We start from the raw sequence: 26,433 nt of genomic DNA on the forward strand, positions 1-26,433 counted from the left end.
TCTACGGCGGCCTCCGCAAATGCGCATGGAAACCTTCGGACGGCGACTGGGAGTGCATCTATAATGCCTGTTGCTACTGCAACGACGATCCGGCCTGCGATCCATTCAGTGAACTGACGCCCGGATACGGAACCGATTGTGGAAATGGAAAGAGTGCCGGATTTCCCTTCAAGCGATACCAGACATACAGAGACCTCCTCGCCTTCGATTTCAATTACGGCGGCACGTGTACGGAACTGGAAGTTCCAACACCATTTCGCCGTAAAGGCGCTACGCCATATTTTGGCTATTCAGATGAGGTGCTCATCGACTTCGACGTTCCCAACGGGATGAAAGGCGCCGGCCAAACGCTTCTGGGCTTGTTGCCGCCATGGGTGGTGTATACCAGACTTTCGCCTTACCCCGAGGAGAATCCCGTTAATCTCGAAGAACTCGAAGAGGCTCCCGCGTTGCTGGCCAACCTGCTTTTCGAGTTCATTGACACGATGGTGGACCAGTATGCCTCATCGGAAACGTTGACGCGATGGAGCGTGGCCGGCGAAGCGGTTAGGGACAACGTGCCGCCGGTCAAACTGGCCAGTTCCGTCTCCGATACAGATGAAGACTGGGTGCTGTCATATGGTGCGGAGGCATTGAACGGCGCGATACTTGGCGCACAGTTTCCCCAGCAGTATGCCACCATTGGCAATACCAACGTCTATGTAGATGTCCTGGCTCTTGTCGACGAGGAGATCGTGCTCATCGAAAGCCGCACGGGAAACGCGATCCATGTGGAACGCGCCCAGGCGGACACCACAGCCGCCACGCACGAAGCGAACGCCATCCTCTATACGATCAAGAATCTCATCAAGTGCGAGTATCCCGCGATGAAACCGCACACCGAAACCCCATGTGCCGAAAACGACACGGCCTGCAAGACCTTCCAGAGCCGTTATTGGCTGTGGCACACGATTACGGACAACGAGCACAGCCGGGCGAAGGATATTTCGGATGTTTTCTTGGTGGAAACGTTCAAGCGCGTAAGAGCGCATGATGCCGATGCCCTGCTTCTCTACATCGATTATGGCTGCATCTTCGCAACCGAAGGCAATGTCGTCAACCAGAAGTTCGAGAATGTGAAGGCCTTGAAGAAACTGCTCCTCGCCTCCGGCGCACCTATCAGCGGCATCGGCGTCGAGATGTTTCCTCCCACATGGGCGTGTCTCGCGGCTGACGCAAACGGCGAGGATGGTCTCAGGCTCAATCCGCGTCAACTCCGCGGCATCGTTGACAGCCTGTCCATCATGGCCGAGGGCGTATCCTGTGTGGTCATCGACCAAATGGATATACGGATGGGGATTCCGAACAACGTATATGTTTGGAATGACGAACTGGAAGAATGGGTTCTGAACCCTGAACGCTACAATATGATGTATGTACGACAACTCAGCGCGCCTTGGGACGCACTCTCCGCACGCATCGATCGACGCCAAGAGTGGCAGGGGCGCGTATACAAAGGGATTCTGAATGCCGCTCTTGCGGTCCCGAAGCTATACAGCGTGAGTCTCTGGGGAATCATAGACAGGTATTCTTGGTTAAATCTGCGCGATCCGGCGGCGTGGCCCTGGTATCCCAGCGAGTATTCGGATCCCGCGAATCCCGACCCGGAAGAGCGCAATCAGGAAGCCTGCAATGCTGACATCCTGGGCGCGGAAATCGAGGTCGTCACCAACTCGCCGCCGCTATGTACGATGAGCGGGAATTACCATCCCAAACCGGCCTATTATGGCGTGCGCGAGGCTATCCAGAACTATTTCGGCACGGCATTTTCCGTCAAGGATCACGACGGCAACGAACTTGTCCGGTTCGTCAACAACGGCAACGTAATTATCATGAAAGGGCCGCTGAACGAGAACCCTACATCATGGGACAGTATAGGCCTGTCCAATTCCTTCATCGTCAAGGATCACAATGGTACGAAGAAAGCCGTCGTCGAACCGGACGGCGAAATGTTTCTCGCCGGTGAAGTGGATGACGAAGTAGAGAATCTCGCCATGCCGGAATCGGGAACCGCATTCATCGTCAAGAATCACGACGGCGATGTTGTCTCTATGATTGATGAAGACGGAAATCTCAAGGCGCGTGGCACGGTGATTGTGAAGGGCGTACCATACTTGCTCGAGAAGGCCCACGGAACGGGCAGCAATAGTCCAGATCCGTACTCGATTTATCCGTAGAGATAAGAACAATGAACAAAAGCTTTGGGCTTCATACTTACATATACTCCTTCGTGCTTGAGAGTACCTTGGCGCTCGTGTTGCTGATGGGAGTCGTCCCGGATGGACATACACAGGAGGTCATCCCCGATCCTGGTCGTGGTTATTTCTGGGCGTGCGTAAGCGAGAGCGCTTCGTGGGTGGGACGATCTGGTCACCGTACCGTGGCCTATAACGACTCAATGTGGATGTTTGGCGGACTGTCCGGTCGACAGTTGGAGAACGCCTGTAACGACGTCTGGGTAACCTCGGAAGGTACAGAGTGGACTCAAGTAATAGAAGACGCACCGTGGCCTGTTCGCGCTAACGTCCATCCACTTGTCTTCAAAGATGAGATATGGATAATTGGCAAAATGCCAAACGATGTGTGGCATTCAGCTGATGGGATCACTTGGACAGAGGTCACGTCCGTAGCTCCGTGGGGAATTCGCGACGCGTATGGTATAGCTGTTCTACAAGACAAACTGTTTGTATTAGGCGGCCGGGATCTTTCGTCTGGTGCGTCTTATCTCAATGATGTATGGAGCTCGGTAGATGGGGTAAATTGGACACAACTGTTAGAGCATGCAGCTTGGGCGCCACGCGGTACCACAATAACGATCTTTCAAGAGAAGCTTTGGCTCATGAATGGTACTTCCTTCGGGGACGCTTGGTGTTCGAGCGATGGGATTGTTTGGACGGAGAAGAGAGAAACAGGAAGCAAGAAATGTGACATCGTGTTTGACGATTGCATGTGGGATCTCAACGAGTCTTATTTTTTGTATGCGGGCCCAGCTAGTAGTACGGTCTATCTAAAAGAGATATGGAGCTCGCCAGACGGTATTACGTGGAAAAGAATGCCTGATGCACCATGGGGCCATCGCGTAGGCCAATCCGAAGTGGTCTTCGATGGAAAGCTCTGGATTATGGGTGGTAACTATGAGAACTATTTCTATAATGATATATGGTGCCTGACGCCGGTGGAACTGGCGATCGATACGGGAGGGGCCACTGCATATGGTGCGAATGAACCGATGACATTGAAGGTGTCGGCCTCGGAATTGAACGGGAATGTGACTTACCAGTGGATGAAGGACGGCACGGTAATCCTGGATGCTACGATGGACACCTATCGTGTGGACTCGGTAACGGTGGACGATGTCGGCGTGTACGCGTGTGAGCTTTCCGGCGACACTTTCGGGACCACCAACTCAGTTGAAATTACCATCACCTCCGGCGAAGGTGAGGGCGAAGGCGAGGGCGAAGGCGAGGGCGAGGGGGAAGGTGAGGGCGAAGGGGAAGGGGAAGGCGAAGGCGAAGGCGAAGGTGAAGGTGAAGGAGAAGGAGAAGGCGAGGGCGAAGGTGAAGGTGAAGGAGAAGGAGAAGGCGAGGGCGAAGGCGAGGGCGAAGGCGAGGGCGAAGGCGAAGGGGAAGGTGAAGGAGAAGGCGAAGGCGAGGGCGAAGGCGAAGGCGAGGGTGAAGGCGAGGGTGAAGGCGAAGGTGAGGGTGAAGGCGAGGAACCGCCGCCCCCCGGCTGTTTCGGAGGGATGTCCTGATGGCGTGGCCGTCCGGAACAATTCGGACCACGAAGGAATAAAGGCGTAAAGCGTCGTGTGTTCGCGGGAAACGCCATGCTTGAAGTCATCGTTGCCCAAAAAATTACTTGCGCCAAGACAACGTGTTTGTAGCGCGGGTTTCAGCCCGTTGACCCGCCCGAACCGCGACGCCCGATGGAATCATCACATACACGCCGCAATGCCGCAAGGGGTTCCATTTTCATCTCTTTCCCCCCTTCATCTTTTCGATATCTGCGTGTATCTGCGTCATCTGTGGATCGTATGATTCTCCACAGATGACGCCGATGCACGCAGATGAAAAACAGGGCATGGGTGTTGGGGCCACGCAATTCCAAACTCGAATCAGTCCTTTAAAGTCCGGTTTCTATAAAGTCTGGGGTAACTTGCAGAAAAAATGAAGTTCCATGATCTTGAGAGTACCGTCTTCTCGGTGTCGTGAAGATCTCGGAATGTAACGCCGATTTCCAAATCGGCTTGCTGAAACACGACATGCCGATTGGGAAATCGGCGCTACATAGCGGCCATTTTCAATTTCAACACAAGATCTCGTTGCCTGAGATTGATTCTTATACGCAGTTGAAAATTGAAGAAAAGGACTTTTCGCGTTTCTTTGCGTCTTTCGCGTCTTTACGCTGAGTTCTTATGCGGTCATTTGAGCAGGGGCGAAGCGACAGCCCCAAAAAAATTTTCGGTGGCCGGAGAACAATAAAAGACGGGGCAGTCGCATCGGACAGAAGCGATAGCGTAAAATGCCGCCGTTTGGCATAAGGAGGCGATTCGTGGGCGAGTCGTTGCGCGAAAAGACGCGGGTGCTGGTGTTTCCCTGCGGATCCGAGATAGGCCTCGAAATCCACCGCGCCCTGTGCTTTTCGGCGCACGTGTCGCTCGTGGGCGCGTCGAGCGTCGCTTCAAGCCACGGCCCGCTGGTCTTTCGCGAATATGTGGGCGGCCTCCCCTTTGTGGACGCGCCGGATTTTGTCGAAGCGTTGAACCGGATTGTCCTTGATCGGCGGATCGATCTCCTCTTTCCGGCGCACGACAGCGTCGTGTTGCGGCTTGCGGAATCGGAGGGCAAACTGGCGTGTCCGGTGATAGGATCGCCGCTGGAAACATGCGCCGTGTGCCGAAGCAAAAGGGCTGCCTACAAACGGCTGTCCGGCGTCGTGCGCGTGCCGCGACTTTGGGAACAAAACGAACGGGATTTGCCGTATCCGGTCTTCGTGAAGCCCGACGCGGGCCAAGGCGCGCAGGGAGCGATGCGCATCGAGTCGCGTGCCGCGCTCGACGCGGCGCTCGGCCGCGATCCCTCGTCGATCATCCTTGAATATCTGCCGGGCGCGGAATATACGGTTGATTGCTTCACGGACCGGCACGGCGCGTTGCGTTTCGCCGGCGCCCGCGAACGCCTGCGGACACAAGGCGGCATCAGCGTGGATACGCGGCCCGTGTCCGACCCGATATTCCGGGAATGGGCGGAGCGCATTCACGGCGCCCTGTCATTCCGGGGTCCGTGGTTTTTTCAGGCGAAACGGGACGCCGCCGGGGAATTGGCATTGCTCGAGGCGGCCCCGCGCGTAAGCGGCGGGATGGGACTGTACCGCAATCTCGGCGTGAATCTGCCATTGCTCGCCGTGTACGACCGCCTGGACCTCGACGTCGAAATTGCGTGCAATGCGTTTCCCATCGAAATGGATCGCGCCTTGTGCAACCGGTTTCTCGCGCCGATCGAATACGACGACGTCTATATTGATCTCGACGATACGCTCATCATTGACGGCGAGGTCAATGCCCTCTTGGCGGCGTTCATCTTTCAGTGCCGCAACCGGGGGATTCGCGTCCATCTGGTCTCCCGGCACGCGGGCGATCTCGGCGCGACACTTGGGCAATACCGGCTCGCCGGCCTCTTCGACAGCATCGTGCCGGTCGGCGCCCTGGCAGACAAAAGCGCCCATATCGCGGAAAAGAAGGCCATCTTTATTGACGATTCGTTCGCGGAACGAAAACGCGTGCAGGAAGCGCTGGGCATACCCGTGTTCGCGCCGGACGCGATCGAGTGCCTGCTCGACTGGCGGCGCTGACGATCCGAATCGCAATTGAAACAAACCAACAACGACGCGATCGATCGAAAAATGAAAAGTAGAATGGCTTCCCGTCTTGGTGATACCATTCGCCATTCAACCGAAAAGAATGCAAACAATCGAGAGAGGCTTCGAGAATGGCAAAATATAATATTGCATTGATTCCGGGAGACGGGACAGGACCGGAAGTGCTCCGGGAAGGCGTGAAAGTCGCTCAGGCTGCGGCCCAGCGTTGCGGATTTTCGTTCGACACGACGGAGTACGATTTCGGGGGCGACCGGTATTTGCGGACCGGCGAGGTGCTGCCGGATTCGGCAACGGAAGAGTTGAAACAATATCACGCGATATTCCTGGGCGCGATAGGCCACCCGGACGTGAAACCGGGCATTCTTGAAAAGGGCATTCTGCTCCGGGTGCGGTTCGAATTGGACCAGTACATCAATTTGCGGCCGGTCAAACTGTATCCGACGGTGGAAACCCCCATCAAAAACAAGGGGCCGGAAGACATAGATTTCGTCGTGGTGCGCGAGAATTCGGAAGACATGTACACCGGCCTCGGCGGCGTCATGCGCAAGGGCACGCCCTATGAAGTGGCCGTGCAGGAAATGGTCTACACGCGCAACGGCGTGGACCGGTGCCTGCGCTACGCCTTCGAGACCGCGCGCAAACGCAACAAGGCGAAAACGCTCACGCTGTGCGGAAAGACCAATGTGTTGACCTATGTTTTCGACCTGTGGGAGCGTGCGTTCCATGAAATGGGCGATCGCGAATTCCCAGACATCAAGCGCGAATACGCGCATGTGGACGCGACGACAATGTGGATGGTGAAAAACCCTGAATGGTTCGACGTGATCGTGACGGGCAACATGTTCGGCGACATCATCACGGACCTTGGCGCGATGATTCAGGGCGGCATGGGCATCGCCGCGGGCGGGAACATCAATCCTGAAGGCGTCTCGATGTTCGAGCCGATCGGCGGGAGCGCGCCGAAATATACCGGCATGAACGTGATCAATCCGCTCGCGTGCATTTTCGCGGGCCAGATGATGATGGCGCACCTCGGCGAGGACAAGGCCGCGGACTGCATCGAAAGGGCCTGCGTGAAATTCCTCGAATCCAGGGTGCTGCCCGGCCTTTCGGTAAAGGAAATCCAGCAGGCCGGATTGTCCACCACAAAAATCGGCGACCTGATCGCCGGGTACGCCGCAACCATATAATGTAATCGTTCGAAACGCCCCCGCGATTGCCGGTACGGAAGATCGCCTTCCGGGGGCAATCGCCGGAAATGGACTGCGTTTCGGTTTTACTGTCGGAGAACGCCGTGGATTTCTCGGCAATGCTACGCGAGCGCCTCATCCTGCTCGATGGCGCGATGGGCACCCTGATCCAGGGGCTGGATTTGGGCGATGCGGATTTCGGCGGCGCGGACTACCGCATGTTGTCGGACATGCTGGTGTTTTCGCGTCCGGAAGCCGTGCGTGACATCCATCTGGCGTACTATCGCGCAGGCGCGCATGCCGTCGAAACGAACACGTTCGGCGCGTCGCCGTTTCGGTTGTCGGAATACGATTTCCGCGCGATCGACACTTCGCGCTTCGCACCCTTGCCGCATGACATTGACTTGCCCGCGATGTCCCATGAGGATTGGGCCTATTGGCTGAGCCGGCGCGGCGCGGAATTGGCCTGCGAGGCGCGCGAGATCCACCGGCGCGATCCGGAATACGACGGACGGCCCCTGTTCGTCATGGGTTCCATCGGCCCCTCGAACCGAGTCCTTTCGAGCACCCGGGCCGAACTAAAGACTTCCACCTTCGACGCCATCGCGGAGAATTTCCGGCGGCAGGCGCGAGGACTCATTGACGGCGGCGCGGATGCGTTGCTCTACGAGACCCAGCAAGACATCCTCGAATTGAAGGCGGCGGTGTTTGGCGGCAAACAAGCCATGACGGAATCCGGACGCACGCTGCCGATTGTGTGCCAGGTCACCGTGGACCGTTTTTCGAAAATGCAGATTTTCAACACGGACATCCATGCGGCGCTCGTCACCATCGAGGGCATCGGGATAGACGCGTTCGGCATCAATTGCAGCATCGGACCCGATCTCATGCTGCCGACGGTCGAGAAACTGGCGCGGTTTTCGCGCCTGCCGATTTCGGTGGTTCCAAACGCCGGTTTGCCCATCGCCGAAGCGGGCAGGACCATCTACCGCTTCGAACCGGCGGAATTCGCGCGGATTCTGCACACGTTCGTGGCCGAGTACGGCGTGCGCATCGTCGGCGGATGCTGCGGAACGACGCCGGCGCATATTCGCGCCGTCGCGGACATGCTACGCGGAGCGACACCGGCCGTCCGAACGCCCGAACCGGGCCTGTACGTATCCGGACCGCAGCGCGCGATCCTGCTCGACAGCAGCCGGACGCTGATACGCTTCGGCGAACGGTTGAACGTGCGCGGCTCGAAGAAAGTGCGCGATGCGGTCGAAAGCGGCGGTCCCATTGACCATGATGCGCTTGAGGACGTGGTCAATGAACAGGTTCGGCAACTGGGACTCGACGTCATTGACGTGTGCATGGACTCAAACACCGTGGATACGACCGAGACGCTCAAGGAAGTCATCCACGTGCAAACGACGGATTTTCCCGGCGCGATGTGTTTGGACTCGTTCGCCGTGGATGCGCTGATCGAAGGCGCGAAGGTGTATCCGGGACGTCCCATTCTCAACTCGATTTCGATGGAAGACGTCGAACCCGGATTGTCGAAGGCGGACGCGGTGCTTCGCGCGACAACATTCCACCATCCCGTCTATATCGGCCTGTGTACCGGCCCGAAAGGCCCCGGCGCCACGGCGGACGAGAAAGTCGCGCTGGCGTTGCAAATCGTCGAAGCCGCCGCAAGGCACGGCGTCGGCCCGGATCAACTGTTCATTGACGCCAACGTGTTTCCAATCGGATCCGAATCGTCGCCGGGCATGAATTTCGCCGTCGAAACCCTGGAGGCCGTCCGGCGCATCAAGGAACTCGTGCCGGGCATTCAAACCACGCTCGGCGTCGGAAATCTGACGACGGGGCTTGCCTCGAAACCCTACATGCGCATGGTGCTGACATCCGTTTTTCTCGATGAGGCGCGCAAGCGCGGTCTCGATGCGGCCATCGTCAACCCGAACCATTACGTGTTCGCCGCCGATCTCGACCCGGATCACCGCGATCTCGGCCGCCGCGTCATTCTCGAACACGACATGGACGCCTTCGCGGAACTTGAACGAATCGCGCGGGAGAAGAAAGGCGACAGCGCCGCCGCGCGATCTTCGTATGACGACCTCCCGATCGAACAGGCGATCTGCGAGAAGATCAAGGACGGATTCAAGGAGCGCGAGAACGGCTCTTTTGAAAAAAATGGCCATGTCTATGCGTATAGCGACCGTATCGTGTTGCAGGCCGCGCAGGCGGTGGACCTTCACGCCCCGCTCGATTTTATCAACGACTATCTGATGGCGGCGATGAAGGAACTCGGCGACGGGTTCGCGCGCGGCGAGGTGTCGTTGCCGCACCTGCTGAAATCGGCGGACGTCATGCAACAGGTCATGCGTTTTTTGGAGCAATACATGCACTGCACATCGGGCTCGGAGACGCTGGACGGCATTCGCCACAAAGGCACGGTCGTCCTCGGCACCGTGTACCAGGATGTGCATAGCATCGGCAAGGACCTAGCCAAGACGCTCCTGGAAAACTACGGCTATCGTGTAATCGATCTCGGTGCAATGACGCCGCTGCAGCAGTTCATGGACGCCGCCCGGGAACATCACGCCGACGCCATCGGCATGTCAGCGCTGCTCGTGCAAACGTCGAACCACATGATCACGGTATCGAAAATGATGCGCGAGCAGGGACTCGAAGACACGCCCATCCTGATTGGCGGCGCGCCCGTGAACGAACGGCACGCGGCGTATGTGGCGATGGCGGGCGAGGACAATCCCGAAAACATGCGCGGCAACGTGTTCTACTGCCGCACCGCGATGGACGGCGTGAATGTCATGAACGCATTGATGTCGGCAAGCGATCCAAGACCGATCTTCGAGAAGAACCGGCGCATGTTGTTGTCGAAACTGGAACGCGCCGAAGAAATGGCCCGCGAGGAGGCCCGGCTGCTCGCGACGCTTCCACGCCGGACGGTCTCATTCGAACAGGCCGGCGCGTCGCGATGGAATCCCGCGCACGAGGCCGAATGCGCAAGGCGACGCGTCGAGATGCGCATGCGGGATTTCGCGGAGCGTATTGACACGCGCACGCTGTTTCTGCTCAATTGGCGTTTCGGCGGCACGGCGCTCTGGAAGCGGCAAAACACCGATCCAGCGGAACTGGAACGATTGTTCGTGCAATGGGTCGCCGATTGCGACCAGCACGGATGGATTGTGCCGCAAGGCGTCATGGGCATTTATCCGTGCCAGTCGGAAGGCGAAAACATCATGCTTTACGATCCCGCCGACTTGTCGCATGAAATTGCCCGATTCCATTTCACGACCGTGATCGGTTCGGATCGCAACGACGTGGTGTGCGGCGCACAGTACTTCCTGCCGAAAAGTTCCGGCGAATACAGCGCCGTCGGCGTGCAAATCGGCACGGGTGGTCCTGCCGTCGAAAACCAAATCGCCGCATTCAAGTCCGCAGGCGATTCCGAATCCGCGTTGTTTCTGCAGGGACTTTCCGACCGCGTCGCGGAGGACATGGCCGTATATCTGCACAGTCTCATGCGCACAATCATGGGCGCCGGCGACGATGCCGGCACGCGCTGGTCGCCGGGGTATCCCGGCATGGCCGACATTGGCATGAACCGCGTCATATTCGACTTGCTCGATGCCGCGAATCTGTCCGGCGTAAACATTACCGATGCGGGTGAATTCATTCCGACAGGCACAACCGCCGCGGTGGTCAGTTTTCACCCCAATGCCCGCTACTCCTGACGTATACGCCGACATTTCGTGAATTTGACACCCGGCGGGCCTAAGGTAATAATGGGGACAAAAGGGATTTGTGCTGGTGAAGGGCTTCTCGGCAGGAACACAACGTCCGGACACGGGATGCAAACAAGGACAACAAGCCATGCATGACGCAACGCTTCGTGGATTGGCGTGGGGGTTGCTTTTCTTGCTCATCATCGGGATGGCATTCACGGCGAAAGCAGCCGAAGCGGGAAAAGCAGAAGAAACGTTTCCGCGCATTTTGCTGGTGGGCGACAGTTGGCCTTGGTTCATGGCGTCGGGGTTTGTGTTCTGGACCTACGATCGGGGCAGCGCTTTTCGGGATATCCTGCCCGAAACGGGACGCGAACGCTGGACGGATATCGGCGACACCGCCGTGGCCGGTTCGATGATTACCCAGTGGTCCACCAACGAACCCACGGCCACGCCTTTCGGCATGATCGGCAAACTGGAATGGATCCGCAGGACCCTGATGGCCTATCCGACAATTGACATCGTGCATTTGGGCCTTGGCGGCAACGATTATATCCGGGGCAATTTCGAGGCGTTCATCGCCTATACGCCCTTCGAATGGCAGACGATCGTGTTTCGCGGCGGGCCGGAAGGCGGTTCCTTTACCCTGACCTTCCAGGGCCAGACGACCGCCCCCCTCCCACTCGGCGCTTCGTCCGCCGAGGTCCAGAGCGCCCTCGAAGCGCTGCCCGCCATCGGGGCCGGCAACATCGAAGTCGAGGATGCGCGCGGCCTGCCAACCTATTTCTGCACGTTCAAGGGCGTTTTCGCGAACACGGCCGTACCGCTGATGACCGCCAACGGTTCCGGCTTGAATGGAGGGACAAGCCCCTCCGTGACGGTCCACGGCGTCCGCTTCGACCACGGCTGGAAGGAAACATGGGGAACAGAATCCAAGGCGGAATATGCGTTCGCCTACGCCATCCTCGATCAGTTGCGCATTATCGTCGAATATACTTTGGATAGCCGGCCCGATGTACGCGTCGTGCTTACCGATTACGATTACATGGATGAAGGCGTGGGGGGCGCCGACCCGCTCACCGCGAACACCGCCATGGCCAACGGCGGCCACATCAAACTCGAATTGATGAATCTGATTATGGCCAAGCCGCAATACGCCCATCGCTGTTACTTTCTCAACACGTTCGGGCTGATGCAATGGTGGTTCGGGTATCCGTGCGATTTCGAATTGATCAGCCAGGCGCCCAACGAGGAACGGAGGCAGACCACCCCGCCGGAAGAACAGTATTACGGCCCTCGGGGAACCCCCGGCACCAAGGGAACCGTGTCGCTGCCGGGAAATTATCCCGATTATGAACCCTGGACCGGCGGCGATCTGAACTATCCGGGCCCGGCAATCGCCATCCTGTACGATTTCGGCAAGGCAATGAACGATCCCAAATGGGCCAAGGACATCGCCGCCAAGGGTGGCGCGAATATTCACCTGCACAAGGAAGGGTACAAGGTTTTCGCGCGGTTTGCCGTGGATACCTATTACGGGGACTGGCTCGATCTGCCCAAGGTATTGACCGTCAAATGTCTGACGGCGTCGCCGGCGAAAACGGCTGGCTTCGATTCGGTTGATTTTGAGGTAACATTCAGCGAACCGGTCCATGGTGTGGACGTGTCCGATTTTAGTCTCATCATTACCGGCGGCGAACTCGAAGCCTCGATTGAAGACGTCAATGCCGCCAAGGACGGGTCCGTCTATATTGTCTCGGTAAGCTTGGGCGCGGGAGGCGGAACCGTCGGGTTGGCCGTGAACGACAATGATTCCATCAGGGCCAACGACGATAACAGTCCACTGGCCGGCGAGGTCAACGGTTATTTTGCCTATGGCGAAACCTACAAGCGCGCCAGTCTACCAATCGAGGCATGGCCGTTGGCGATCATGCTGCTGGTTGCGGGTTTTTGGGGAATTCGGCGGTTCAACATGCGAGCCGTAGCCCAATAGCAGGCGGAATAACACCGTGTTTCACGGAATGTCGGCAGGCTGATTCGTTTTTCCCAACGTGTTCAGCGCAAGCGGCGCCAGCGTTGGGGTGGCCACCAGATGGCGACGGCACGACCGACCAGTTGGGCATGCGGCGTCCATCCCAGCCTCCGTCCGTCCCACGGTTCCTGCGGATTACCATCTGCCGTCAGGATAAAAACGCAATCCTCAGGAACAACCGAATGTTCTTTTGCCTTGGACCGTGCATAAGGCCCGGAAACTTCGATCTCTTCAAGCACAAGTCCTTGTATTTCAACCGGTTGCCCATTGACAACCAGGCGACCGTCCTCAATCAGCACCCGTTCTCCCGGCAATCCGGCGACATATCCAAGCGCCATGTCCGGCGATCCCGCCACCGGTTTTCCCGTGCGATACAGCACCCGTTCGCCGCGTTTCGGCATGCGGCCCTTGCGAATGCGATATCGCGTGAATGGAACGGGTATGCCGTAGGCCCAACGATTGATCAAAAAATGGTCCACGCCAAACACGCCTTTGCCCCGAGCCACATGTACCGACCAGGATCGCCCTAAGAAAATACGGTAAACCAGCAGGAGGCTCGTGAATCCCACCACGATACGCCACCATCCCGTGTCCGAAAAACCGGTGAAATCGCGCCAGCGCGGAATCGGCCACCAAATGCAGGAAACACGCCCGAGAATCCGTTCGTTGGGAACCCATCCAAAAAAACGCCCGTCACGGCTTTGCGCGCTGTTGTCGCCCAGCAGCAGGTAATGGTCCGGCGGCACAAGCGAATGGGCGTCGTCCGTCGCGACGCCATAACAGTTGCCCCATGGCGCCGTGTAGTGTACCGGCGGCATGTCCGGCGGCAGTTCGAGTGGTTTTCCGTCGGCAAACACTTTGCCGCCCTGGATATGAATCCGCTCGCCGGGCATTCCCACCACACGCTTGACAAGCGTCGTGTGAATCGCGCCGGGTTCGACGGACTTGAACACAACGATGTCCCAGCGTTTCGGGGCCTGGTTGCGCCAGATACGATTGTCGGCGTAATGAATCCGGGTTTTGGTGAACGGGATGCGGACGCCGTTCAACGGAAACCGCGTGCCGTAAACAAGTTTATTGACGAACACACGGTCGCCGCGCATAATTCGAGGATCGCCATGCAGCGTCGGCTCCATCGAACTCGACGGTATCCGAAACGGTTCGGCGACGATCCAACGTATGATCAGCGCCAACCCCACCGCGATAACTAGGCTCTTGAACCATTCGAATCCCGCGCCGCCGAACAGCCAGTTCATCATTCCCGCGTCATCCGTCATTTCAGGCGATTTCTTCCGATCCATTATCGAACACCCATTTCCCTGTAAAGGCGCAACTATACCGCGAACGGGCAGGACGAGACAACGAAAAATTGTCCTACCAGCCATTTGACGGCGACCGGCATACTTGGCTATACTTCCCATGGGAAGTTGTTGGGAAGAGGTGGATGGAACCCTGTTGTAAACAAAGCGGAAGCGACAATCCCCTCGCGGAATGCGTGATTCGCGACCATTACGCTGCGGTGTCCCGATGGTGGACCTCGGTGAACCATCGCACCGACAATCAGGATCATTCGCGGCGTAAAATTTTGATTGCCGACGACGAGCCGACGGTGGTCCGGGTGCTTGAAAAGTTGATCAAGATGCTTTTCAAGTGCGAAACCGTCGTGGTTCAGGACGGCGATGCCGCCATGGAAGCGTGCGAACGCGAAGCGCCTGACGTACTTATCGCGGACATGGTCATGCCCGGCTTGAACGGAATAGACCTTATCGCGGCCGTGAACAAAAAGTGGCCGTACATTGACATCGTCGCAATCACGGGCCAGACGGACGATTTCCCCTTTGTGAAGGTCATCCGCGCCGGGGCCACGGATTTCCTCGCCAAGCCGTTCCAGCAGGGCGAACTCGAGGCGAAACTGCTCCGCGTCTTTCGCGAACGGGATCTTCGCGAATCCGAAATTATCGCCGAGAGCAAATACCGCAGCCTTTTCGAAAACAATACGGACGGGATGGCCATTCTCGACGAACCCAGCCGTATTATCGCATCGGTCAACGGCGCGTTTTGCCGGCTCATGGGCGGATCCGAGGACGCATTCACCGGCAAATCCGTCCTGAATTTCGTGGACGAATCGGAACGCGCCCGTTTCGATGCCGGCCTGATGCTATGCGCTCAGAACGGCCAAGGCACCTTGAGCGACGTGGCCCTGATCGGCCAGGACGGCCGCAAGGTTTTCATGGATGTCAGCCTCACGTTCATCAACGTCATGCGCGAGCATCTCGTGTGCCTGACCTTCAAGGACACAACCGAACGGCGAAACCTCGAACAGCGTCTCGTCGAAGTCGCCCAGGTGGATTCGCTGACCGGCCTGTTCAACCGGCGGGCGTTCAACACCGAACTCGATGTCGCCGTTTCGCGCGCCAAGAGCGGCGCCGCCCCCCTCACCATGATTTCCATTGATGTGGACAATTTCAAGAAGTGCAACGACACCCTCGGCCATCAAGCGGGCGACCGCGTATTGAAGACGCTTGGACGTCTCATTCGGAAGAACATACGCGCCAATACCGACAGCGGGTTCCGATGCGGCGGCGACGAATTCGCCATCATTGCCTCCAATGCAACCGCCGAAGCCGCCACCCAGATTGCCGAGCGATTGCGCGCCGAATACCAGGAAAACGAGGTCCATGGCACCTCGCTCAGCATCGGCATCGCCGAATATCGCCCCGGAACAAGCGTCAAGGATTTTATTCGCACCGCGGACGACGCCATGTACCGGGCCAAGGCGCTCGGCAAGAATAACCTGTCCGTGGCGGGATCGGACGGCGATCCGGCGTCTTGATGCGGGAAATCCTGTCTGCCGTAACCCCGGTGTTCTTTGTGGCCGCCGTGGCTTTTTTCATCCGCAAGCGCCTGCACCTCGACGTCAAGACATTATCGTCACTCAACATCTACATGCTGATTCCCGCGCTCGTGTTCGACGGCATTTCGCGGAAGCCCATCGAATGGGCCTTGTTCGGACGCATTGCCGCCGCATCCGTGTTGGTCCTCGTCGCCATGACGTTGCTGTTGACGGTTCTCGCACGCCTCCTACGCATCGGCAGCCACGAGCGCGGCGCGTTTCTGATGACGATGTTTCCCAACCTGGGGAATTTCGGGCTTCCGGTCTGTTTGTTTGCGTTCGGCCAGGAAGGACTGGCCTTCGCGATTGTCGTCATGGTCATCGGCAGTTTCCTGCAAAACAGCCTCGGAATCTACTTCGCCCAGCGCGCGCACCATGGCGTGGGCGAAGCGTTGCGCCGCGTGTTTCGATTTCCCATGATGTACGCGTTCATTTTGGCGCTTGTGTTTCAGAAGACCGGCTGGCGTTTTCCCGAAGCCGTCGAACGCGCCATCAGCCTGACCGCCGGCGCCGCAATTCCCGTTCAACTCATCATCCTGGGGGCGCAACTCGCCGCCACGCGCCTGGAAACCAGCGTCCCTGTGTTCGTGTCGTCGGGCGTGCGCCTGATTGGCGGACCGGCGGCCGCCGCGATCTTCGCCATCCTCACCGGCATGGAAGGCGTCGCCGCCAAAGCCTTCATCGTGCAAATGGGCGGTCCCGTGGCCATCGGCATGGCCGCCTACGGTGTTCAGTTCGACGTGGCGCCCCGCTTTCTCGCAAGCGTCGTGTCCTGGACTTTTCTTCTCAGCCTGTTTACCGTATCCACCGTCTTGTATATCCTTGATTTTTTGCCGTTGTGACGTTGCCGGGCGGTCGGGATATAATCCAAAGGCCGTGAACGGAAACGCGGGGTCGTGAATGGACAATGGACGATATAGACGAAATGGACAACGAAGCGACCTCCCGGAACGTGCGAACAAGTTCAGCACAATGGCCCGTAGCGCCGAATTCCGATTCGGCACGGGCATTGGGGGATTGGCCGAATCGGAATTCGGCGTTACACTTTCGGCTGTTCGAATCAATTCACACGCTTTGACCGACAAGAGGTCCATACGATCCGTCTCGTCCATTTCGTCCATCGCAGCACAAACAACACTCGCATGAGGAGAACGCAGATGAAAACATTGCTTGCCGTCCTGCTGGGCGTATGCGCCGCATGGTCTCCGGCTTTTGGCCAAACGCCCGTATACAAGGGCGAGCCTTCGGGACAATGCTTTCGCGAATGGCTGTTGTGCGGTCCCTTTCCTTCGCTGGTGGGCGGCGACACGGACGCGGGAGCGGTCCGCCGTTCGGGCATGTACACCGATTTTCTGGCAGCGCACGGCGGCGAGGCAGAGGCCAAGCCGGCTCCGGACCAAGTTGAAACAGGCCCGGACGGTTCGCGCACATGGACGCGGCATGATGCGCCAGAGGACATTGTGGATCTCGTGGCGGCATTGTCGCCCGATGCAAACATCGTCGCCTATGCCTATTGTGAGTTCGAGGCGGAAACGGTCCAGCCGGCCGTGCTGTCGCTTGGCGCCAACGACGGTTGCCGCGTCTGGCTGAACGGCGAGGAGATATGGGACAAGCCGGGGCCGCGCGGACTCAAGGCCGGCGCGGACATGATTGGCGTCGCCCTCAAACAGGGCCGGAACCGGCTTCTGATCAAGATCGATCAATACGGCAACCGCTGGGAATTTGTCTGCCGGTTGCTGCCCGCGACGGATCCGGCGGCGATGGCTCGACTCGATCTGTTCGGCGTCACCTCCGATGCGACGGGCGCACCGGTCCTACGCATGAAACGTTCGCGGGATCTAATCGGTTCGCTCATTCAGGATGCAACGCTCGATTGTTGGGACATGCAGGCGCCCGAAAAAATCGTGTGGAGCGGCGGCTGGAACCGCAAGGAAGAGATGACGTTGCCTGTCGCAACGGCGTCCTACCGCGAGTACATGCTGCGAATCAAGGCCGCCATGGCGGGAGGCATCGAACGGATCATGGAAATTCCTTTTACCGTGGGCAAGCGGATCGAACAGGTATTGTTCGCCGATGGCAAGACGGACTACGCCATCGTCATCCCGATGGATGCTTCCGAAGGGGTACGATGGGCCGCCGATGAACTTCGGCATTGGATCAAGGAAGTGGGCGGCGCCGATCTCCCCATCGTCGCCGGCAACGCGTCCACGCCGGAAAAGGCCATCGCCATCGGCGCCCACACGTCCGGCGACATGTCCGACGAGGCATTTGTCTATGTCAACGACGGACCGAATATCCGCATTGACGGCGGCGGGGCGCGCGGCGCGATGTATGGCGTCATGTCGTTCCTGGAACGGGAACTGGGCGTGCGCTTCTACACACCGAAAGTAACCGTTGCGCCGAAACGGGATCGTTACGCCTTCTATTGTCTGAACCATGCCGAAAAACCCGGCGTGCGCGTGCGCAACGATTTCTATTTCGAGGCCTTCGATCCGGTATGGGCCGCGCACAACCGCATCAACGGCGCCATGACGTGGCGTGAACAGCCCGGCGGCCTCGAAGCCTATTGGTCGGTCCACACGTTCTACCCACTCATGCCGCCGAAGGAATTCTTCGAGTCGCACCCCGAATACTACAGCCTTCTGAACGGCCGGCGAACGGCCGAAAACGCCCAACTCTGCCTGACGAATCCAGACGTGCTGCGCATTGTGACCGAGCGGATCAGGCAGGTCATGCGGGAAAAACCGGAGTATCTCATTTACGACGTCTCGCAAAACGACTGGGGCAACCCCTGCGAATGCGACAAGTGCCAGGCCATCGTGGACGCGGAAGGCAGCCAGTCCGGCCCCATCATCTGGTTCGTCAACCAGGTGGCCGACAACATCAGGGAGGAATTTCCAAACAAGTTCATCGGCACCCTTGCCTACAGCTACACGCGCAAGCCGCCCAAGACCCTCAAGCCGCGCGAGAACGTCGTGGTGCGGTTTTGCAGCATCGAATGCTGTTTCGCGCATCCCTTTACGGAATGCCCGGAAAACAAAACATTCGTCGAAGACATGAACGGCTGGGCCGCCATCGCGCCGCACATTTACATCTGGGACTATGTCGTCAACTTCAGCCACTACGTCATGCCGTTCCCCAATTTCCGCGTGCTTCAGCCGAATATCCAATTTTTCCGCGACCACAAGTCCATCGGGATCATGGAACAGGCCGCGTACCAGAGCCGCGGCGGCGAGTTCGCGGAGTTGCGCGCCTATGTGCTTGCGAAACTGTTGTGGAATCCCGAATGCGATGTCGAAGAGGCCGTCAACGATTTCATGCACGGATACTACGGACGCGCGGGGCAATACGTCCGGGCGTATTTCGATCTGCTGCACGGACGCCTCACGCCGGATACGCACATCCATTTGGGACTGCAGGCCGACGATGTGCTCTTTTCGGATGAATTCGTGATACAGGCGGAGCGGTTGTTTGACAAGGCGGAATCGGTCGCCGACCGCGAAGACATACGGCAGCGGGTCGAAATGGCGCGCTTGCCGATCATGTATCTCAAATGCAAGCGCAGCCCCGCGCTGGCCAAGGCGGACGGGACCTACGCGCGTTTTTGCGGGATTGTCGAACGCGAGGGCGTCACGCATTTTGCCGAAGCCGGCGCGCCGCATGTGAAGGCATTCCACGAGGAAATCGAGGCGGCGGAATAGGCGCCCGGCTATTTCAATTGCTCGTCGAGCAGACGGCGCGCATTGTCGTAAAGGATGTCCTGCATTTCGTCTTGCGTGATGCGGGCAAAAGCCACGCAACCGACGGGCGCCATCGGATCGAACCATGGATAATCGCTGCCGAAAAGGACCTTTTTCGATCCCGCGTCGCGGCACATCCATTCGATCAGCCCATAAACATGATAGGCGGCGGTAAGTTCAAGATAGACGTTTGGAAATTCGGCGGCCAGCGCGATGGCTTCGCGCCACGCCCCGTAACAGGAATGTCCCAGAAGCAACCGAACGTCCGGATACCGCTCGGCAATCTTTCGCATGTCGCTTGCGCCGCAGCCGCCGTCGTTTCCCCACGTATGCGACAGGACCAAGAGGCGTTCGGCATGGGCGCGTTCCCACATGGGCGTGTAACGGTCGTCGGTAACGGGACACGCATGCATGGCCGGGTGAATCTTGATGCCCGCCACCCCAGGCCGGCCAAGATACGCGTCCATTTCGGATGCCATGTCGGCCGGAAAATTGGGATTTATCGTGCAGTACCCGTAAATGCGACCGGGAAACCGCTGAACGGCGTCGAGCATTTCGCGGTTACCCTCGCGGGTGTCGCCGGCCAGCGCGCTGTGCGGCGAAAGAACGAGACACTCCATGCCCATGCGATCCATGCCGGCAATCATGCGATCGATCATGGCGTCGGGCAGATAGATGCCGTTGAAGGGGCCAAGATGCCCGTGCATGTCAATGAACCGGATCGGTTCGCCGTTTACCAGAAGATCCCCGAGGCTCACCAGACGCACTCCTTAAAATTCAGGGACAGACTACGAATTTCCCCCCTCTTTTCGCCGCCGTCAGTAATTGTTGCGCCTCGGGAAAATTCGTAGTCTGTCCCTGAATTTCCGTTCACCAAGCCGCCTCCTTGAGCAAACGTTCGAGATTGCCCCGCGCGATGGCCGCGCGCGCCTCCTCGCTGATGTCGGCCCGGTTGAGACTCAACACATATCCGCCGGGGTAATTGCGCGGCAAGCCGGAACCGAACACGAGATGCTTGAACCCGACGCGATCCACGATGCTCTTGATTTGACCGGCCGTCTCAAGGCGGTTCATGCTGATGAAAAAACGAGGATAGGCTTTCATCAAGGGCCGAAAATAGCGATCCTGCCCCCAACACCCGGTTTCGGTCACAATCAACGGCAGGCGCGGAAAATAACGCAAAAGCCGGTAAAGGCCTTCCCAGCCTCCGGGCACCTCCGCCAGCGGTATCAACAGCGGGGTCCCGCAGGCCGAAAACAAATCCAGCAGGTCGCCGCAGGACACGGGATCGAGCGAAAATTGGTGCGTCGTGGGAAAGGCGCGAAACGCGCGGACCCCGTGGGCGCGGGCCTCTTTCACGAAATCTTCCGCGCTGGGCATTTCGTCGCAACACGTCGGCACAAAGGTCATGGTCCGGTGCAGCCGTTGGTAAGCGTCAATTTCATCCAGACGCCGGTTGCCGGCATTAAAATCGCGTTCAAGGCAATCGCGATGCCATACCAAGGCCTCGTCAATCCCGCTGTGGTCCATTTCCTCAATCAGATCATCGGCGGTTTCGACTTCTCGCGGGAGCGCCACCGCGCCCCGGCCATACGCCATATCGCAATCAAAACAATTCAAGGAGCCTCGTATCCGTCTGCCCTAAACCCGGGCGATCGTCGGGAATGATCATTTCCTGCGGCGGCTGGGTTCCTCGCACGAACGCTTCCTGAAATGTGCCGCCGGCCAATCCCGTGTTCCTGTCCACATTATAGAACACAACGCCGTTGGGTTTTTCAAAATCCCTCGCCGGCAGCCCTTCCTCGGCCACAATCATGAAATCGGTCCAGACCGGATTCGCAAGGCGGCCACCGGTAAATTCCTTGCCCTCGCCCAACGAACGATTGTCGCGATAACCAATCCATACCACGCACGTGTAATCCGTGGTGAACCCGCAAAACCATGCGTTCCGGCTTCGGTTGCTGGTGCCCGTCTTGCCTGCACGTGGACGCCCCGGTTCCGCCTTTTCCCACTGGGCTTGGGTATTGGCGCCGGTCCCGAACTGGCACACCCCCTTCATCATGTGAACCATCACATAGGCGACATTCGGATCGATGACCTGTTCCCGAGTGGCGCGGCGGCGGCCGTCGTACAACGTGAGGCCGTCGCGATTCTTGACCTCGGTGATCAAAACGGGATCATATCGCACGCCGCCGTTGGCCAGGGTCGAATACGCCACGCAATGATCCAGCACCGTGACCTCCGTCGATCCCAAGGCAATGGTCAATCCGACCGCGTTTTCGATGGGTGTTCGAATGCCGGCCCGTTGCAAGACCGATCGGACGGCCGGCATGGTGAATCGCTCGGTCAGTTTCGCCGATATGACGTTGATGGATTTCTGCAGCGCGGTGCGGAGTGTCACCGGCCCTTGAAATTCCCCGTCGAAGTTTTTGGGGGCCCATGTGTTGCCCCAAGGATCCGTGCGCACGAACGGTTCATCCACCATAATGCTCGACGGAGTCATGCCGTTCATGATGGCAACCGTCCACACGAACGGTTTGATACTCGAACCCGGCTGACGCCGCGCCTGTGTCGCCGTGTTGTATTTTTCCTTGTCGAAATCGCGCCCGCCGACCATGGCCCGAACATACCCCTGGCAGCCGGGACGATTGTCAATGCAAACCAGCGCGCCGGACACCGGCACAAAATCGTCTTCCTGCCCGGCCCGCTTGAGCGCGGCGCGTTTTTTCTCGTCGAACGCATCCAGCGCTTTCAGCAAAATCTCCTCGGCGGCGCGTTGCAGCCGCATATCGAGGGTCGTATGAATTTCGAGACCCTCGCCGAACACGTCGCTCTTGCCCTCTTCCGTCAGAAGCCGTTGACGGACTTCCTCGACAAAATACGGGGCCTTGAATTTGTTGGCCTGCCAAAGACCTTTTCCTTCCGCGGCCAGTTGTTTGCGCTCTTCGGGGGTTATGACCTGCTCGTCGAGATCCTCGCGGATGGCCGCGTCGTATTCTTCCTGCGAAATGAACCGGTTTTCCAACATCTGTCCCAGAACAATGTCCCGATGCTGGCGCGCGCTGGCCATGTTTTTGAAGGGGTTGATCGTGTTGGGCGAACGGGGAAGGCTTGCCAGCATGGCGCACTCTCCCAGCGTAAGGTCCCAGCAGTCCCGGGCAAAATACTGTTGCGCCGCCGCCTGCACGCCGCTGGCGCGCCCGCCAAAGAACGTCAGGTTCAGATACAGTTCGAGGATTTCGTCCTTGGTAAACTGTTGTTCAATCCGCAGCGAGGTCAGCACTTCCCGGAGTTTGCGCGCGGTCGTGCGCTCGCGTCCAACCTCGAGCGGTTCGACCAACCGCGCCACCTGCATCGTGATCGTGCTGGCGCCGCGTGTGCGTCCGGTCGTCAATTTGTACCGGACGATATTCAGAAAGGCGAATAGGCTCACGCCGCGATGCTCGTAAAACGTGTTGTCTTCCGTTGCGACAATCGCCTTTTGCATGTACAGCGGCACCTGGTTCAATCCGACCAGTTGCCGGTGCTCCTTGCCCGATGTAAGTTCGCCCAGGATCTCGCCCTTGGCGTCGTAAACACGACTGTTGGCCTCCGGAATGTACGTTTCCAGCGTTTCGATGGTCTTCTTGCTGTCTTGCAGCAGCCAGGCAAGTCCGGCCAAGGCCGCGCCCCACCCCGCGCCCACGAACAGGAAAAACAAAACAAACAACCATCCGCACCCCCGCCTTCGGGGTATGAATTCCTCATTGTCCTTTTGCGGACCGGATATGGATTCGATAGACATGGACTCAGAGTAACACGCCGTTCGCCCATGCCGCAAAGCATGGAATCGGAACGTTATTTCCTTGTGCGCCTCGCGCGCCACATCGGCAACGCAAACACACGTAGTCAATGCTTTTTATCCGTCCGAAAGTTGCAGGCGCGCATGGACCTCGTGTCATTGTTCCGGGCTCGTCCCCAATCGTCTTGGCAACCAAGGTTTTGTAAACGTCATGCCGGACCGACCGCACACCCGGTTATTCACAGGAACGAAAAGACCACCGATTCGTTTACCTGGAGATTTTTCGCGCAATCTCAGGCCAAATTCAGAATGCGAACAGGTTGTTTGAGTCTTTCGACCAGGTGATCGGCCAGATTGACCCATCGCTGGGCGCGATCCAGGATCCAGCCGTCGGACGTCACAACGATTTCCCGGCTTTGGGCAAGCACGGCATCCACATTGCGGGACAGGCGGGCATCCCACGCCCAGCCCCGTTCGGCCGCCTGATCCAACAGAAGGGACTTGAGCCGGCCACTGTTCGACACGGGCGCATCCAAAAGCCATTCCGCATGGCCCACACCGAACAAGCGCAACACACGGCCCGCCAAATCAATGGCCGGCACGGTCTCCTCGACGTAACGATACGACCCATGTATGCTGGCCAGATCGCGCACGCAGCCGTCGCGTCCGCGGATCAAAATGCCGCCGCCCAACAGGCTTTCGATCATGATGAGAAAATTATAGCCGTCAATGATCACCCGCGAGCCTTTGAGCGTTTCAACCGGCACACGGTGCGCTTTCCGGCGTTCGATGGCCTCGTCCGAACAGGCCGCGCGCCCCACGGCCCGCCGTTGACGGATATCCAGTTGGAAATGATCGCCCACGAGCGCAAGGGAGGGGTCGGGAGGATAGCCCTTGCTTAAAAACAGTGAAAGATCCGCGACGGCCTCGCGAAGCACGGGCAGGCAGTCATCCGCAAAGAGTTTGTTGTCCTCCGGGTGTTTTCCGCGGTGTTGCTGGCGATGTGGCATGTTGCGTCTGTCTCTCCGATTCGCACAAAAAACGTGCGGCTTGATATGTTACCGGCCACGCGGGCATCCATCACAACGGGCCCCCTGCCGCCATGAGATGCCACAGGCGCTATTTTACATCGCAACGGGCGTGCATGCCAAATCGGTTTTCCGTCCCTCATTGGGGAGGATTGTTGGGCGGTTCCGGCGGAGGCATCATTCCGGGTGGACCCTGCCGATTGCGTATGCCACGGGGAGGCTGTGCGGAATGCGGCGGGCCGCCATCCGGGGGCGGGCCGGCCCAGCGATTTAAAGAACGTTGGCCCGCCTGTTCGCGCGCCTTCTGAATCAATTTCCGCATGTCGTTTTCAAAATCGCTCAGAAATACATACAGTTTCGCGCGTTGCGCGACGGTCAATCCTTCCGAAGCGCTATCGTAAAGGCTTCGCTTGTACTCAACGACTTTACCGTCCAGTTCGGCCAACGCCTTCAGCCGGGTTTCGATCTGGCTTTCCGGTTCTTTCGCGGCAATGCTTGCCCGCAGGGCTTTTGTAAGTTCTTGGCGTTCTTTTCGGAACGCCTCCAGTTGTGCCCGGTATTCCGTAAAGCGCTTGAGCATGATGACCGTTTGCTCGTCGCTCAACGCCAGTTCGCGCGCCAGACGCGCCGTGAGGATTTCCTGGACCAATTGTTTGGCGCTATTGGCATCGGCGGGGGGAGGCGCTTCAGGACCGCGCGGCGGCGGAAGAGGCGGCGCCGTCATGGGACCGCCCGGTCCGGTTGGCGGCGGATTGGGCGGCGCGGGAGGTTGCGCCCATGCTGCCCAACAAAAAATCCCGACAGCCATCGCCATGCCCAACACCACTCTTCCCGTTTGTTTCATAAAATCCGATTCTCCCGGCCATATTCGCGGACAAGATGTTGAAACGCCGCCAGTTCCCCGTCGTCAAGCGAGGTCATAAGACCATCCAAATCCGCTTCCTCATCCAATAACACCGCACATTGGGCAAATGAATCCGTCTGCGCAACCTCCGCCAGCAAATCATCAGGGGTAATGCTGTCCAACATGGCGAGATCCCAGACTTCGCTGTCGGATGCGGCTTCTTCCGTGAAGTCCATCAAGGCCTCCGCCAGGCGGCCGGCCGCAAACGACGAACCGTTTGACGGCGTGTCGTCTCCGGTGGAAAGCAGCCGCCAAGGGATCGCCACACCGACCAGCAACAAGAAAGAGGCCGTCAACGCCATGGGAATGGCAAAACGGCGCCACCACGGTTGGGGCCATTGGATCCGGGTTTCCTTGGCGCGCGCCATGACTCTCGCCGCAAAGGCGGGATGCACGTCAAGCGCGGGCAGGCGCTGCAAATCGGATGAAAGCCTCCGGATCGCCTCGACCTGTTCCGTGCAGGCAGGACACGTTTCGAGGTGCCGCCGCATCTCTTCGGCACGGTCGGACTCACCGTCCACCCAAGCCGACCACGCCTCCCACGAAGGGTGTCGTTTCATACCGCCTTTCCTCCGGCTTGCTCGATGCGTATGCGCAATTGTTCGCGCGCGCGCGCCAACCGGCTGCGAACCGTGCCTTTCCGGCACCGGATTATTCGGGCAATCGCGTCGTAATCGAGACCGTTGAATTCCCGTAGCACCAAGATTTCCCGGTGCGCCGGTGACAAGGCCTGCAATCCTTCATGTATCATCGCGTCGAGTTCCTTCAAATGCGCCCACTCGTCCGGACGCCTATCGCCGCTTCGGATATCGCGGGCGTTGTCCGGCGGCGGTGCGATCATACGGGCACGCCGTCCCGCATCCCGCACGGCGTTCAACGCCAAGTTTCGCGCTATGCCGTACAGCAACGTCGAAAATTTCGCCTTCGGCGTCAGACGATGCAAATGCCGATACAACCGGATGAAACTTTCCTGCGCGAGATCTTCGGCGTCCTGCGCGGATCCCGTCATCCGGTAACAAAATTGCACAATACGATGCTCATACCGGCGAACAAGTTCGGCAAAGGCCGTCTCGTCGCCCGCTTGGGCCTGTGCTACCGTGTTCCAATCCGAATCGTCGTTCACGCTTTTCCACTCAAATCCAACACACCCCCTGTCAAAAAGTTCCACACCATCCTACGAAACGCCCTTGCAACGCGCAAGCACGCAAACGGACACGA

General features: G+C 58.5%; 17 protein-coding genes. 9 read left to right on the forward strand and 8 right to left on the reverse strand.

Annotated elements, in window-relative coordinates; genetic code table 11:
* The 6 genes from P5540_16735 to P5540_16760 all read left to right on the forward strand — a co-directional run.
* Positions 1 to 2,216 (forward strand): endo-1,4-beta-xylanase (locus tag P5540_16735; protein HRT66464.1); only part of this gene is annotated, 2,216 nt, incomplete at its 5' end.
* Between the two features lie 1,052 nt (positions 2,217 to 3,268).
* Positions 3,269 to 3,790: an immunoglobulin domain-containing protein gene (locus P5540_16740; protein ID HRT66465.1), complete on the forward strand. Its 522-nt coding sequence runs from the start codon at positions 3,269 to 3,271 to the stop codon at positions 3,788 to 3,790.
* A gap of 800 nt (positions 3,791 to 4,590) precedes the next feature.
* Complete coding sequence (locus tag P5540_16745) at positions 4,591 to 5,889, forward strand: ATP-grasp domain-containing protein (GenBank protein ID HRT66466.1); 1,299 nt, start codon at positions 4,591 to 4,593, stop codon at positions 5,887 to 5,889.
* A 137-nt stretch (positions 5,890 to 6,026) separates the two neighbouring features.
* Positions 6,027 to 7,106, forward strand: coding sequence for a 3-isopropylmalate dehydrogenase (locus tag P5540_16750; GenBank protein ID HRT66467.1), 1,080 nt, complete (start codon positions 6,027 to 6,029; stop codon positions 7,104 to 7,106).
* 104 nt (positions 7,107 to 7,210) lie between these two features.
* A complete protein-coding gene (locus tag P5540_16755) occupies positions 7,211 to 10,846 on the forward strand; it encodes a homocysteine S-methyltransferase family protein (protein ID HRT66468.1) in 3,636 nt (1,211 codons plus the stop codon).
* 139 nt (positions 10,847 to 10,985) lie between these two features.
* A complete protein-coding gene (locus tag P5540_16760; protein HRT66469.1) occupies positions 10,986 to 12,830 on the forward strand; it encodes a hypothetical protein in 1,845 nt (614 codons plus the stop codon).
* A gap of 62 nt (positions 12,831 to 12,892) precedes the next feature.
* Here P5540_16760 and lepB read toward each other — a convergent pair whose 3' ends face one another.
* On the reverse strand, positions 12,893 to 14,146 hold the full coding sequence (gene lepB, locus P5540_16765; protein HRT66470.1) for a signal peptidase I: 1,254 nt from the start codon (positions 14,144 to 14,146) through the stop codon (positions 12,893 to 12,895).
* Between the two features lie 167 nt (positions 14,147 to 14,313).
* Between lepB and P5540_16770 the strand changes: the two genes are divergently transcribed.
* From P5540_16770 to P5540_16780, 3 genes are all read left to right on the forward strand, one after another.
* Positions 14,314 to 15,702 carry a diguanylate cyclase gene (locus P5540_16770; GenBank protein ID HRT66471.1) on the forward strand — a complete coding sequence of 463 codons (1,389 nt, stop codon included), beginning with the start codon at positions 14,314 to 14,316 and terminating at the stop codon, positions 15,700 to 15,702.
* Positions 15,702 to 16,604, forward strand: coding sequence for an AEC family transporter (locus tag P5540_16775; GenBank protein ID HRT66472.1), 903 nt, complete (start codon positions 15,702 to 15,704; stop codon positions 16,602 to 16,604). Before P5540_16770 ends, P5540_16775 begins: the two co-directional genes overlap by 1 nt.
* 315 nt (positions 16,605 to 16,919) lie before the next feature.
* Positions 16,920 to 19,463, forward strand: a complete 2,544-nt coding sequence (locus P5540_16780; protein HRT66473.1) for a DUF4838 domain-containing protein — start codon at positions 16,920 to 16,922, stop codon at positions 19,461 to 19,463.
* Between the two features lie 8 nt (positions 19,464 to 19,471).
* On the opposite strand, the gene P5540_16785 is transcribed toward P5540_16780, so the two are convergent.
* The 7 genes from P5540_16785 to P5540_16815 all read right to left on the reverse strand — a co-directional run bounded on the left by P5540_16785 (position 19,472) and on the right by P5540_16815 (position 26,338).
* The gene (locus P5540_16785) at positions 19,472 to 20,260 is read right to left on the reverse strand and encodes an amidohydrolase family protein (GenBank protein ID HRT66474.1); all 789 of its coding nucleotides are present in this window, start codon (positions 20,258 to 20,260) and stop codon (positions 19,472 to 19,474) included.
* A gap of 112 nt (positions 20,261 to 20,372) precedes the next feature.
* A complete protein-coding gene (locus tag P5540_16790; GenBank protein ID HRT66475.1) occupies positions 20,373 to 21,122 on the reverse strand; it encodes a hypothetical protein in 750 nt (249 codons plus the stop codon).
* A complete protein-coding gene (locus tag P5540_16795) occupies positions 21,109 to 23,211 on the reverse strand; it encodes a PBP1A family penicillin-binding protein (GenBank protein ID HRT66476.1) in 2,103 nt (700 codons plus the stop codon). The genes P5540_16790 and P5540_16795 overlap by 14 nt, the downstream gene beginning before the upstream one ends.
* 365 nt (positions 23,212 to 23,576) lie before the next feature.
* Positions 23,577 to 24,293, reverse strand: a complete 717-nt coding sequence (locus tag P5540_16800; GenBank protein ID HRT66477.1) for a DUF434 domain-containing protein — start codon at positions 24,291 to 24,293, stop codon at positions 23,577 to 23,579.
* A gap of 157 nt (positions 24,294 to 24,450) precedes the next feature.
* On the reverse strand, positions 24,451 to 25,155 hold the full coding sequence (locus P5540_16805) for a hypothetical protein (GenBank protein HRT66478.1): 705 nt from the start codon (positions 25,153 to 25,155) through the stop codon (positions 24,451 to 24,453).
* Entirely contained in the window at positions 25,152 to 25,775 is a 624-nt protein-coding gene (locus tag P5540_16810; protein HRT66479.1) for a hypothetical protein, read from the reverse strand. Before P5540_16810 ends, P5540_16805 begins: the two co-directional genes overlap by 4 nt.
* Entirely contained in the window at positions 25,772 to 26,338 is a 567-nt protein-coding gene (locus P5540_16815) for a sigma-70 family RNA polymerase sigma factor (GenBank protein HRT66480.1), read from the reverse strand. Before P5540_16815 ends, P5540_16810 begins: the two co-directional genes overlap by 4 nt.
* Between the last annotated feature and the right edge of the window lie 95 nt (positions 26,339 to 26,433).

This window comes from Candidatus Hydrogenedentota bacterium (assembly GCA_035450225.1).
In the GTDB taxonomy this organism is placed as follows: Bacteria; Hydrogenedentota; Hydrogenedentia; order Hydrogenedentales; family SLHB01; genus DSVR01.